Origin of the sequence: Streptomyces sp. NBC_01525 (genome assembly GCF_045040405.1) — a bacterium.
Lineage (GTDB): Bacteria > Actinomycetota > Actinomycetes > Streptomycetales > Streptomycetaceae > Streptomyces > Streptomyces benahoarensis.
The window spans coordinates 2336355-2349039 of sequence record NZ_CP109397.1; the positions used below are offsets into that span (position 1 = coordinate 2336355).

The following is a 12685-nucleotide window of genomic DNA, read 5'->3' on the forward strand; positions in this document are numbered from 1 at the left end:
CCCGCTCGTTGCCGTCGCGTCAGCCGCGCGCCGCCGCGATCTGCCGCGCCATGATCGTGGTGAGTTCGTACGCCGTGTGGGAGGCGGCCACCGACGTGATCTCCGCGTGGTCGTAGGCCGGGGCGACCTCGACGAGGTCGGCGGAGACGAGGTGGCAGGAGGCCAGACCGCGCAGGATCTCCAGGAGTTCGCGGCTGGTGAGACCGCCGGCCTCCGGGGTGCCGGTGCCCGGGGCGTGCGCCGGGTCCAGGACGTCGATGTCGATGGAGATGTAGAGCGGGCGGTCGCCGATGCGCTGCCGGAGCTGGTCGGCGATCTCGTCGACGCCGCGCCGCATGACGTCGGCGGAGGTGACGATGCCGAAGCCCATCTTCTCGTCGTCCGTGAGGTCCTGCTTGCCGTAGAGCGGGCCGCGGGTGCCGACGTGGGAGAGGGCGGAGGTGTCGAGGATGCCCTCCTCGACGGCGCGGCGGAACGGCGTGCCGTGGGTGTACTCGGCGCCGAAGTAGGTGTCCCAGGTGTCGAGGTGCGCGTCGAAGTGGAGCAGGGCGACCGGGCCGTGCTTCTTCGCGACGGAGCGGAGCAGCGGCAGCGCGATGGTGTGGTCGCCGCCCAGCGTCATCAGGCGGGCGCCGGTGCCGAGCAGGTCGTCCGCGCCCGCCTCGATCGTCTCGACCGCCTCGTTGATGTGGAACGGGTTGGCGGCGATGTCGCCCGCGTCCGCGACCTGCGCCAGCGCGAAGGGGGACGCGTCCTGCGCCGGGTTGTACGGGCGCAGCAGGCGCGACGCCTCACGGATGGCGTTGCCGCCGAAGCGGGCGCCGGGCCGGTACGAGACGCCGGTGTCGAACGGCACGCCGACCACCGCGACATCGGCGGCGGTGACCTGGTCGAGGCGGGGCAGACGGGCGAAGGTCGCGGGCCCGGCGTAGCGCGGGACGCGGGAGGAGTCGGTGGGGCCGACGGGGCCGGACGAGGCGGCGGATGCGGTGGTCATGAGGGTGAGGGTAGGGAGACCCGAAGCCCCGGGGGATGGACATTTGCGTGAGTCGGGCGCGAGGTGTTCGACGGAACGGCCAGGCGGGCGCCCGGACCGCCGTGGGACAGCTGCCCCGAAGGCCGGCAGGCCGCGCCCGGCGCGGGCGTTCCGCCCCGGACCCCCGGCCCGCCGCCGACCGCGGCGGGCACAATGGCGCCATGCCGATACCCACCGTGGACGCCGTCCCCACCCGCGCCGAACTCGTCGACCATCTCGTACGGACCCGGATCGCCGGTGACGTCGCCACGCCCCGGGAGAACAACCTCTCCCACTACCGCAGGCTCGCCAACGGTGACCGCCACTACTGGTTCGGGCTGGAGCTGGGCGACCGGTGGACGGACGAGCAGGACGTGCTGGCCGTCATGGCGGAGCGGTGCGGGGTCAACGACGACCCGCACCACCGCAGCGGGCAGGACACCATCGACCCCGAGCTGACGGTGGACGCGCTGGACCGCGCGGCGGCGGTGCTGCACAAGGCGGCCGCGGGGCGGCAGCGGGTGCTGTTCGCCACCGGGCATCCGGGCGGACTGCTGGACGTGCACCGGGCGACCGCGGAGGCGCTGCGGGCCAAGGGCTGCGAGATCGTCGTGGTGCCGGACGGGCTCCAGGCCGACGACGGGATGGTGTTCCAGTTCGGCGAGGTGGCGATGCTGGAGCGCGGGGCGACGCTGTGGCACACCCACTCCCCCGCGCCGATGGCCGCGGTCCTGGACGGGCTGGAGCGGGCGGGCCGTCCGCTGCCCGATCTGGTGATGGCCGATCACGGCTGGGCCGGGTGCGCGGCGCAGCGCGGTATCGAGGCGGTGGGCTTCGCCGACTGCAACGACCCGGCGCTCTTCCTCGCGGAGGCCGAGGGCACGCTGCGGGTGACGATCCCGCTGGACGACCATGTGCGTAGCCCGCGCCACTACGACCCGCTCACCGCGTACCTCCTCAAGGCCGCCGGGCTGCTCTGAGCGGCGCCGGGACGGCCGGGAACGGCCGGCGGCGCCCGCCCCGTACGCCCCTCACCCGCGGGGTGCCCGGATCACGCCCTCCTGGATGACGGAGACCGCCAGCTGCCCGTCGGCGGTGAAGATCCGGCCCCGGCCGAGGCCACGGCCGCCCTGGGCGGTGGGCGACTCCTGGTCGTACAGCAGCCAGTCGTCGGCGCGCAGCGGCCGGTGGAACCACATGGCGTGGTCCAGGCTGGCGCCGACCACATCGCCGACCGCCCAGCCGCCGCGCCCGTGGGCGAGCAGCACCGAGTCCAGCAGCGTCATGTCGGAGACGTAGGTGACCAGGCAGATGTCGAGCAGCGGACGGGCCGGCGGCGCATCGTCGGCGGGCACGTCGGCGCCGGTGGCGAACGGCAGGTGGTCCAGCGACCCGTTGGTGCGGAACCACACCTGGGAGCGGGGTTCGCGCGGCTCCCCCGGTGTCGCGTACGGGGGCGGTTCGACGTAGCGGAGGTCGATGGCGGCGCGGGCGCGCAGCAGCCGCCGGGTGACGTCGGGGTCGGCGAAGTGCCCGGCGTAGTGGGGCAGCGTCTCGGCGGCGGTCGGCAGCGACAGCGGGTCGGGCGCCTTCGGCATCGTCTCCTGGTGTTCCAGGCCCTCCTCGTGGACCTGGAAGGAGGCCGAGAGGTGGAAGATCGGCTGGCCGTGCTGGACGGCGACGACCCGGCGGTTGCTGAAGGAGCGGCCGTCGCGGATCCGGTCGACGGTGTAGACGATCGGCGCACCGGGGTCGCCGGGCCGCAGGAAGTAGGCATGCAGGGAGTGCGGCAGTGGGGCCTCCCCTGCCCGAGCGGAGCCGAGAGCTTGGAGCGGGGCCTCCCCTGCCCGAGCGGAGCCGAGAGCTTGGGGACGGTCGGCGGCGACGGTGCGCCCCGCCGCGACCAGCGCCTGGGCGGCGACCTGCCCGCCGAAGACGCGGGGCACCAGCGAATCCCGGCTGGCGCCGCGGAAGATGTCCTGGTCGATCCGCTCCAGGTCGAGCAGGTCGAGCAGGTCCTTGAGGGCGTCGTTCACGGCATGCGGAGCTTTCGGTCGGGTGCGGTACGGCGTACGGACCCGGGCCCCGTGAACCGGGGGCCGGGTCCGTACGCCGTCTCAGGGGTGCTGCCGGGGCCGGGCCGCGGTCACAGGCCCATCGACTTGGCGATGATGGAGCGCATGACCTCGCTGGTGCCGCCGTAGATCCGGCTGACGCGGGTGTCGGCGTAGAGGCGGGAGATCGGGTACTCCTGCATGTAGCCGTAACCGCCGTGCAGCTGGAGGCATTTGTCGATGACGACGGCGGCCCGCTCGGTGGTGAAGAGTTTGACGGACGCGGCGTCGGCGCCGGTCAGCTCCCCCGCGTCGTGCGCGTCGAGGGCGCGGTCAACGAACGCCTCCATCGCGTCCACCTCGGACTGGCAGTCGGCGAGGACGAACTTGGTGTTCTGGAAGGAGGCGACGGTCTTGCCGAAGACCTCGCGCTGCTGCACGTACTCCTTGGCGAACCGCACCGCCGCCGCGGCCTGGGCGTACGCGCCGAGGGCGATGCTCAGGCGCTCCTGCGGGAGGTTCTGGCCGAGGTAGGAGAACGCCTTGCCCTCCTCGCCGAGGCGGTCGGTGACGGGCACCTTGACGTCGGTGAAGGAGAGTTCGGCGGTGTCGGAGGTCTTCAGGCCGAGCTTGTCGAGCTTGCGGCCGACGGCGTAGCCCTCGGAGGTGGTGTCGACGACGAGGAGGGTGATCCCGGCCCGGCGGTCCTCCGGCGTGGGGGCGGCCGTGCGGGCGCAGACGATGACGCGGTCGGCGAGGACGCCGCCGGTGATGAAGGTCTTGGCGCCGTTGAGGACGTAGTGGGTGCCGTCGGCGGAGAGCTTGGCGGTGGTCTTCATACCGGCCAGGTCGGAGCCGGTGCCGGGCTCGGTCATGGCGATGGCCATCATCATGTCGCCGGTGACGAAGGGCGGCAGCCAGCGCTGCTTCTGCTCCTCGGTGGCGTACGCGAGGAGGTAGGGCAGGCAGAGCGCGGTGTGGACGCTGGAGCCGCCGAAGCTGACGCCGGCGCGGGAGCACTCCTCGGTGATGACGGCGGTGAACTTGAAGCTGGTCTCGCCGGCACCGCCGTACTCCTCGGGGACCTCGATGCCGAAGACGCCCAGCTCACCGAGTTTGCGGTAGAAGTCGCGGGGGGCTGACCCGGCCTCCATCCACCGGTCGTAGACGGGCACGACCTCCGCCTCGATGAAGGCGCGGATGGTCTCGCGGAACGCCTCGTGGTCCTCGTTGAACACTGTGCGACGCACGGCCGCCTCCTCCGGATCGCTACCTAAGCGCTTGCTCAGCGAAAGCTACCGGCCGGTCTGCACCCTGTCCAGAGACCTCTCACCCGGCGGACGGGCCCCCGGCGACCCCCGCCCCGTCCGCCATCGCGCCGAACGCCCCGAGCGCCAGCCGCCGCAGCAGCCGGGCCATGTCCGTGCGGCCCGGCAGGGAGCCGGGGCGGCCCAGGTGCGGGGTGGAGTTGAGCAGGCCGAAGACCGCGTGCACGGCGGCGCGCGCCTCCGCCTCGGAGGGGGCCGGGTGCACCTCGCGGACGACCGTCACCCACAGCTCGACGTACTCGCGCTGGAGGCGGCGCACCCGCTTCCGGTCGGCCTCGCGCAGCCGGTCCAGCTCCCGGTCGTGGACGGTGATCAGCGGGCGGTCGTCCAGCGCGAAGTCGATGTGCCCGTCGATCAGCGCGTCCAGCACCGCCCCGGGGCTCTCGCCCCCCTCGGCGACCCGCATCCGGCCGCCGTCCAGCAGCCGCTCGCTGATGCCGACCAGCAGCTCGGCGAGCATCGCGTCCTTGCCCGCGAAGTGGCGGTAGAGACCGGGCCCGGAGATACCGACCGCGGCCCCTATCTCGTCGACGCCGACGCCATGGAAGCCGCGCTCGGCGAAGAGCCGGGCCGCCTCCTTGAGGATCTGCTCGCGGCGGCTGGTCGGGGCGGGGGCGGGCGCGTTGCTCATGAGCGCAATTGTAGACAGTCGAGTTAGTGGTCGTTAACCTGAACGGAGCGACGTTAACGGCCATTAACCGCACGTCCGTCTTCGCGGGCGGTTCGCGGCGACCGAACAAGGGAGCGCGTACTGATGGAGCAGGCACCGGTGCTGGGGAGCGCCGCCGACCCGGCGTCCGACTCCTGGCGGGCCAACGAGGCCGCGCACCGCGCGCTGACCGCGCAGCTGCGGGAGAAGCTGGCGGCGGCCCGGCTGGGCGGCGGCGAGCGCGCCCGGGCCCGGCACACCGCCCGCGGCAAACTGCTGCCCCGGGAGCGGGTCGACGCCCTGCTGGACCCCGGCTCGCCATTCCTGGAGATCGCGCCGCTGGCCGCCGACGGGATGTACGACGGCGCCGCACCGGCCGCCGGGGTGATCGCCGGGATCGGCCGGGTCTCCGGCCGCGAGACGCTGATCGTCGCCAACGACGCCACCGTCAAGGGCGGCACGTACTACCCGATGACGGTCAAGAAGCATCTGCGGGCGCAGGAGATCGCGCTGGAGAACCGGCTGCCGTGCCTGTATCTCGTCGACTCCGGCGGCGCGTTCCTGCCGATGCAGGACGAGGTCTTCCCCGACCGCGAGCACTTCGGGCGGATCTTCTACAACCAGGCCCGGATGTCCGGCGCCGGGATCCCGCAGATCGCCGCCGTCCTCGGCTCCTGCACCGCCGGTGGCGCCTACGTCCCGGCGATGAGCGACGAGGCGGTGATCGTGCGGAACCAGGGCACGATCTTCCTCGGCGGCCCGCCGCTGGTGAAGGCCGCCACCGGTGAGGTCGTCACCGCCGAGGAGCTGGGCGGCGGGGAGGTGCACGCGAAAACCTCCGGCGTCACCGACCATCTCGCCGAGGACGACGCGCACGCGCTGCGGATCGTCCGCACCCTCGTCTCCACGCTCGGCGACCGCCCGCCGCTGCCCTGGCCGGTGCGGCCCGTCGAGGAGCCGAAGGCCGATCCGGCCGGGCTCCACGGCATGGTGCCCACCGACTCCCGTACGCCCTACGACGTGCGCGAGGTCATCGCCCGGCTCGTCGACGGTTCGCGGTTCGCGGAGTTCAAGGCGGAGTACGGCCAGACACTGGTCACCGGCTTCGCGCAGCTGCACGGGCACCCGGTCGGGATCGTCGCCAACAACGGCATCCTGTTCTCCGAGTCCGCCCAGAAGGGCGCCCACTTCATCGAGCTGTGCGACCAACGCGGCATCCCGCTGCTCTTCCTCCAGAACATCTCCGGCTTCATGGTCGGGCGGCAGTACGAGGCGGGCGGCATCGCCAAGCACGGCGCGAAGATGGTCACCGCCGTCGCCTGCACCCGGGTACCCAAACTGACCGTCGTCATCGGCGGCTCGTACGGCGCCGGGAACTACTCGATGTGCGGCCGGGCCTACTCGCCGCGCTTCCTGTGGATGTGGCCGAACGCCAAGATCTCGGTGATGGGCGGCGAGCAGGCCGCGTCCGTCCTCGCGACCGTCAAGCGCGATCAGCTGGAGGCCCGCGGCGAGGAATGGGGCGCCGGCGACGAGGACGCCTTCAAGGCGCCGATCCGCGCGCAGTACGAGACGCAGGGCAACGCCTACTACGCGACCGCCCGGCTGTGGGACGACGGCGTCATCGACCCGCTGGAGACCCGCCAGGTGCTGGGCCTGGCGCTGACCGCCTGCGCCAACGCCCCGCTGCCCGCCCGGGACGCCGCGGCGCCCGGCTACGGCGTCTTCCGGATGTGAGCGACGTGCCGCACACGAGAGGGACTTCGAAGGCCATGCCCACCACCATGTTCGACACCGTGCTGGTCGCCAACCGCGGCGAGATCGCGGTCCGCGTCATCCGCACCCTGCGCGCCCTCGGCATCCGTTCCGTCGCCGTCTTCAGCGACGCGGACGCCGGTGCCCGGCACGTGCGGGAGGCCGACACCGCCGTGCGGCTGGGGCCCGCCCCGGCCACCGAGAGCTATCTCTGCGCCGAGCGGCTGCTGGACGCGGCGGCCCGCACCGGCGCGCAGGCCGTCCACCCCGGCTACGGCTTCCTCGCCGAGAACGCCGCGTTCGCCGCCGCCTGCGCCGATGCGGGGCTGGTCTTCGTCGGCCCGCCCGCCGCCGCCATCGAGCTGATGGGCGACAAGATCCGCGCCAAGGAGACGGTCCACGCGGCCGGGGTGCCGGTCGTCCCCGGCTCGTCCGGCAGCGGCCTGAGCGACGCCGAACTGGCCGCCGCCGCCCGCGAGATCGGCACCCCCGTGCTGCTCAAGCCGTCCGCGGGCGGCGGCGGCAAGGGCATGCGGCTGGTGCGGGACGCGGCGCTGCTCGGCGAGGAGATCGCCGCCGCCCGCCGCGAGGCCCGTAGCTCCTTCGGCGACGACACGCTGCTCGTCGAGCGGTGGATCGACCGGCCCCGGCACATCGAGATCCAGGTCCTCGCCGACGGCCACGGCAACGTCGTCCACCTCGGTGAGCGCGAATGCTCCCTCCAGCGGCGCCACCAGAAGGTGATCGAGGAGGCGCCGTCGGTGCTGCTGGACGACGCCACCCGCGCCGCGATGGGCGAGGCGGCGGTCCGCGCGGCCCGCTCCTGCGGCTACCGCGGCGCCGGGACCGTCGAGTTCATCGTCCCCGGCAAGGACCCGTCGGCCCACTACTTCATGGAGATGAACACCCGCCTCCAGGTCGAGCACCCGGTCACCGAGCTGACCGCGACCGTCGCCGGGCGGCGCGGCCTCGACCTCGTCGCATGGCAGCTGCGGGTCGCCGCGGGCGAGGAACTCCCCTTCACCCAGGACGACATCGGTTTCACCGGGCACGCCGTCGAGGCCCGGATCTGCGCCGAGGACCCGGCCCGCGACTTCCTGCCCACCGGCGGCACCGTCCACCTGCTGCGCGAGGTGCAGGGCGCCGTGGTCCGCACCGACTCCGGCCTCTCCCAGGACGCGGAGGTCGGCAGCCGCTACGACCCGATGCTCTCCAAGGTCATCGCGTACGGCCCGGACCGGGCGGCGGCGCTGCGCGTCCTGCGGGCCGCGCTCGCGGAGACCGTCACCCTCGGCGTCACCACCAACGCCGGGTTCCTGCGCCGCCTGCTGGCCCACCCGGACGTGGTGTCCGGGGAGATCGACACCGGGCTGGTCGAGCGGGAGGCGGCCGCGCTGCTGCCGGACGGGGTGCCCCCGGAGGTGTACGCGGCGGCCGCGGCGGTCCGGCAGGCGGCGCTGGAGCCGTCGGCGGACGGCGGCTGGCGTGACCCGTTCGGCGTACCGAGCGGCTTCCGGCTGGGCGGCGAGGCGGCCCCGGTGCGGCACTGGCTCAAGCTCCCCGGGCAGGAGCCGGTCGCCCAGGACGTGCCGCCCGGCGCGGACGGCGCCGAGGTGACGGCGGACACCGTGCGCGTCACCGTCGACGGTGTGCTGCACACCTTCCACCGCGCGGGCGACTGGCTGGGCCGCGACGGCGATTCCTGGCACGTCACCGACCACGACCCGGTGGCGGCGGCGCTGCTCGGCGCGGCCGGCGGGCACGGCGCCGACGCGCTGACCGCGCCGATGCCCGGCACCGTCACCGTCGTCAAGGTCGCCGTCGGCGAGGAGGTCCGGGCCGGGCAGGGGCTGCTGGTGGTGGAGGCGATGAAGATGGAGCACGTCATCGCCGCCCCGCACGCCGGGACCGTCACCGCCCTGGACGTCGCCCCCGGCGCCACCGTCGCCATGGACCAGGTGCTGGCCGTGGTCGACCCGCACGACGAGGAGCCCTCGCCCGAGGGCCCGGCCGACGACGGACAGGAGGCGTCATGACCGCGTCCGGACTGCCCATGACGGTGCCCGCGCGGGGGCTGCCCGCGCGCGTACGGATCCACGAGGTCGGCGCCCGCGACGGCCTCCAGAACGAGAAGACGGTCGTCCCGACCGAGATCAAGGCGGAGTTCGTCCACCGGCTCGCCGGCGCCGGGCTGCCCGTCGTCGAGGCAACCAGCTTCGTCCACCCCCGCTGGGTGCCCCAACTCGCCGACGCCGAGGAGCTGTTCGGGAAGCTTCTCGACGTGGATGGTCTCGATCCGGCGATGCTGCCGGTGCTGGTCCCCAACGACCGCGGCCTGGACCGTGCGCTCGCCCTCGGGGCGCGGTCGGTCGCGGTCTTCGCCAGCGCCACCGAGTCGTTCGCCCGGGCCAACCTCAACCGCACCGTCGACGAGGCGCTTTCGATGTTCGCGCCGGTCGTCGCGCGGTCGAAGGAGGCCGGGGTGCGGGTCCGCGGCTATCTGTCGATGTGCTTCGGGGACCCCTGGGAGGGCCCGGTGCCGATCGAGCAGGTGGTGCGGGTGTGCCGGGCGCTGCTCGGCATGGGGTGCGACGAACTCAGCCTGGGCGACACCATCGGCGTCGCCACCCCCGGCCACGTCCGGGCGCTGCTGACCGCCCTGAACGGCGCGGGCGTGGACACCGGCCGGATCGGCGTGCACTTCCACGACACCTACGGACAGGCGCTGGCCAACACGCTGGCGGCGCTGGAGCACGGCGTCACCACCGTGGACGCCTCGGCGGGCGGCCTCGGCGGCTGCCCGTACGCGAAGTCCGCCACCGGCAATCTCGCCACCGAGGACCTCGTGTGGATGCTGCACGGCCTCGGCATCGACACCGGCGTCGACCTCGGCGCCCTCACCGACACCAGCGTGTGGATGGCCGAAGCCCTCGGGCGGCCGAGCCCGTCCCGCACCGTCCGCGCCCTCTCCCACAAGGAGTGACACCCATGTCTCTGGACCACCGTCTCCCCGACGAACTGGAAGAACTCCGGCGCACGGTCGAGGCGTTCGCGCACGACGTCGTCGCCCCGCAGATCGGCGAGTACTACGAGCAGCACGCCTTCCCGTACCCGATAGTCCGCGAGATGGGCCGGATGGGCCTGTTCGGGCTGCCGTTCCCCGAGGAGTACGGCGGGATGGGCGGCGACTACCTGGCACTGGGCATCGCGCTGGAGGAGCTGGCGCGGGTCGACTCCTCGGTGGCGATCACCCTGGAGGCCGGGGTGTCGCTGGGCGCGATGCCGCTGTACCTCTTCGGCACGGAGGAGCAGAAGCGGGAGTGGCTGCCCAAGCTGTGCTCCGGTGAGACGCTCGGCGCGTTCGGGCTGACCGAGCCGGACGGCGGTTCGGACGCGGGCGGCACCCGCACCACCGCGGTCCGCGACGGCGACTCCTGGGTGATCAACGGCAGCAAGTGCTTCATCACCAACTCCGGTACGGACATCACCGGACTGGTCACCGTCACCGCCGTCACCGGCCGCAAGCCGGACGGCCGCCCGGAGATCTCCGCGATCATCGTGCCGTCGGGCACCCCCGGCTTCACGGTCGCCGCCCCGTACTCCAAGGTCGGCTGGAACGCCTCGGACACCCGCGAACTCTCCTTCTCCGACGTGCGGGTGCCGCTGGCCAACCTCGTCGGCGAGGAGGGCCGCGGCTACGCGCAGTTCCTGCGCATCCTCGACGAGGGCCGGATCGCCATCGCGGCGCTCGCCACGGGCCTCGCGCAGGGCTGCGTCGACGAGTCGGTGAAGTACGCCCGCGAGCGGCACGCGTTCGGCAAGCCGATCGGCAGCAACCAGGCGATCCAGTTCAAGCTCGCCGACATGGAGATGCGGGCGCACACCTCCCGGCTGGCGTGGCGGGACGCCGCCTCCCGGATGGTGCGCGGCGAGCGGTTCAAGAAGGAGGCGGCGCTGGCGAAGCTGTACTCCTCGGAGATCGCGGTCACCAACGCCCGCGAGGCCACCCAGATCCACGGCGGCTACGGCTTCATGAACGAGTACCCGGTCGCCCGGATGTGGCGGGATTCCAAGATCCTGGAGATCGGCGAGGGCACCAGCGAGGTCCAGCGGATGCTGATCGCCCGGGAGCTGGGCGTGGGCTGAGGCCCCGTCGTGCACGAAAGGGCGGGCGGACCGTTCACCGGCCCGCCCGCCTCCGTGTGCCTATCCGCTCACCTCATGACCGCGTCGGCCAGGGCACCTCCGGTGAGCGGTGGTAGCCGATGCCCAGCGCGTCCCAGCGCGGGCCCTGGGCGGCGAGCCGGGTGCGGTAGCGCGCCCAGTCGTGGCTCGACGCCGGGGACCAGCCCAGTTCGGCGATGCCGGGCAGCCGGGGGAAGGCCATGTACTCCAGGTGCGCGGGCGTCGACAGCGTCTCCGTCCACAGCGGCGCCTCCACGCCCAGCACCCCGCCCTTGGGGACGCCCGGCAGATAGCTGTCCGGGTCCCAGTCGTAGGAGCGCTGCACGCTGACGTAACCGGCCCAGGCCAGGCCCAGCGGCGTGTTCTTGTCGTACTTCATGTCGAGGTACGAACGGTCGGCGGGCGAGAGGATCAGCCGGGTGCCCTGCGCCGCCGCGTCCGTGACCTCCTTCCGCTCGGCGGCGGAGGTCGCGTCGTAGCCCCAGTACTGTGCGACGGCGCCCTTCGCCGGGTGCGCACCGGCCAGCTGGTGCCAGCCGACGGCGGTCTTCCCGTACTTCGCGACGATCGGCTGCACCTTGTCCATGAAGGCGACGTAGTCGTCATGGCTGGTGGAATGCGCCTCGTCGCCGCCGATGTGGAGATAGCGGCCCGGTGTCATCGCGGCCAGCTCCCGCACGACGTCGTCGACGAAGTCGTACGTCTCCTTCTTCGGCACGCACAGCGAGCTGAAGCCGACGTCGGTGCCGGTGTAGAGCGGCGGCGCCTTGCCGTCGCAGTTCAGCGCGGCGTACGAGGAGAGCGCGGCGTTGGTGTGGCCCGGCATGTCGATCTCCGGGACGACGGTCAGATAGCGGCTCGCGGCGTACCGCACGATCTCGCGGTAGTCCGCCTTAGTGTAGAAGCCGCCACGCCCGCCGCCGACCTGGGTGCTGCCGCCGTGCGAGGTGAGCTTGGGCCAGGAGTCGATGGCGATGCGCCAGCCCTGGTCGTCGGAGAGGTGGAGATGCAGGGTGTTGATCTTGTAGAGAGCGAGCTGGTCGATGTACCGCTTGACCTGCTGGACGCCGAAGAAGTGCCGGGAGACGTCGAGCATCGCGGCGCGGTAGCCGTAGCGCGGGGTGTCGGTGAGGGTGCCGCCGGCGATCCGCCAGGCGCCGGGCTGCTCGGTGCGGTGCTCGACGGCGGGCGGCAGCAGCTGACGCAGCGTCTGGACGCCGTGGAAGAGCCCGGCCGGGCGGGCCGCGCGGACGGTGACGGCGCGGGGCCCGGACTCCAGCCGGTACCCCTCGGCGCCGAGCTTCGCGGTGTCCCGCCCGCCGAGCCGCAGGACGATGCCGTCCGGTCCGGAGCGGGTGGTGACGGGCAGCGCGAAGCCGGTGGCGGGGCGGAGCAGTCCGGCGAGATACCCGGCGACCTGCCGGGCCTCGGCGCCACCGCCGGGCACCCGGATCGCGGTCCGGTCGCCGAGCGTGTACGGATCCCCGCCGGGGCGTACCGCGGCGGGGGCGGGGATGACCTGGTCGAGCGGGGTGGCGGCGGGTGCCGCGGCGGCCGGCGGCGGTGCGGCGGCGGTGCCCATCCCGGCGGCTGTCACCAGCAGCAGGGAACAGAGGAGTCTGCGTCGTCTCATCGACGATCCCTTCGGCGAGCATCGTGCATGGCATGTCGAACATGGCATGGAGCGACCGAACGGTCA

At 73.1% G+C, this 12685-nt stretch carries 10 protein-coding genes; 5 read left to right on the forward strand and 5 right to left on the reverse strand.

What is annotated here, in order from left to right; translation table 11 throughout:
• Nucleotides 1–19: 19 nt before the first annotated feature.
• A complete protein-coding gene (speB, locus tag OG422_RS10315; protein ID WP_143940135.1) occupies nt 20–997 on the reverse strand; it encodes an agmatinase in 978 nt (325 codons plus the stop codon).
• 200 nt (nt 998–1197) lie between these two features.
• On the opposite strand from speB, the gene OG422_RS10320 reads away from it, so the two are divergent.
• Entirely contained in the window at nt 1198–1995 is a 798-nt protein-coding gene (locus tag OG422_RS10320; protein ID WP_143940136.1) for a phosphatase, read from the forward strand.
• A 51-nt stretch (nt 1996–2046) separates the two neighbouring features.
• On the opposite strand, the gene OG422_RS10325 is transcribed toward OG422_RS10320, so the two are convergent.
• From OG422_RS10325 to OG422_RS10335, 3 genes are all read right to left on the reverse strand, one after another.
• Nucleotides 2047–3051 carry an acyl-CoA thioesterase gene (locus OG422_RS10325; RefSeq protein ID WP_405742162.1) on the reverse strand — a complete coding sequence of 335 codons (1005 nt, stop codon included), beginning with the start codon at nt 3049–3051 and terminating at the stop codon, nt 2047–2049.
• A gap of 110 nt (nt 3052–3161) precedes the next feature.
• Entirely contained in the window at nt 3162–4319 is a 1158-nt protein-coding gene (locus tag OG422_RS10330; protein ID WP_143940138.1) for an acyl-CoA dehydrogenase family protein, read from the reverse strand.
• Nucleotides 4320–4398: 79 nt separating this feature from the next.
• The gene (locus OG422_RS10335; RefSeq protein WP_405742164.1) at nt 4399–5028 is read right to left on the reverse strand and encodes a TetR/AcrR family transcriptional regulator; all 630 of its coding nucleotides are present in this window, start codon (nt 5026–5028) and stop codon (nt 4399–4401) included.
• Nucleotides 5029–5151: 123 nt separating this feature from the next.
• Here OG422_RS10335 and OG422_RS10340 point away from each other — a divergent pair, with 123 nt between their 5' ends.
• The 4 genes from OG422_RS10340 to OG422_RS10355 are packed head-to-tail and all read left to right on the forward strand — an operon-like array spanning nt 5152 to nt 10947.
• Nucleotides 5152–6783, forward strand: coding sequence for a carboxyl transferase domain-containing protein (locus OG422_RS10340; protein WP_143940140.1), 1632 nt, complete (start codon nt 5152–5154; stop codon nt 6781–6783).
• Between the two features lie 35 nt (nt 6784–6818).
• Nucleotides 6819–8837, forward strand: coding sequence for a biotin carboxylase N-terminal domain-containing protein (locus tag OG422_RS10345; RefSeq protein ID WP_405742167.1), 2019 nt, complete (start codon nt 6819–6821; stop codon nt 8835–8837).
• The gene (locus OG422_RS10350; RefSeq protein WP_143940141.1) at nt 8834–9784 is read left to right on the forward strand and encodes a hydroxymethylglutaryl-CoA lyase; all 951 of its coding nucleotides are present in this window, start codon (nt 8834–8836) and stop codon (nt 9782–9784) included. Before OG422_RS10345 ends, OG422_RS10350 begins: the two co-directional genes overlap by 4 nt.
• A 5-nt stretch (nt 9785–9789) precedes the next feature.
• On the forward strand, nt 9790–10947 hold the full coding sequence (locus OG422_RS10355) for an acyl-CoA dehydrogenase family protein (protein ID WP_143940142.1): 1158 nt from the start codon (nt 9790–9792) through the stop codon (nt 10945–10947).
• A gap of 73 nt (nt 10948–11020) precedes the next feature.
• Here OG422_RS10355 and OG422_RS10360 read toward each other — a convergent pair whose 3' ends face one another.
• Entirely contained in the window at nt 11021–12619 is a 1599-nt protein-coding gene (locus OG422_RS10360) for a beta-N-acetylhexosaminidase (RefSeq protein WP_405742170.1), read from the reverse strand.
• Between the last annotated feature and the right edge of the window lie 66 nt (nt 12620–12685).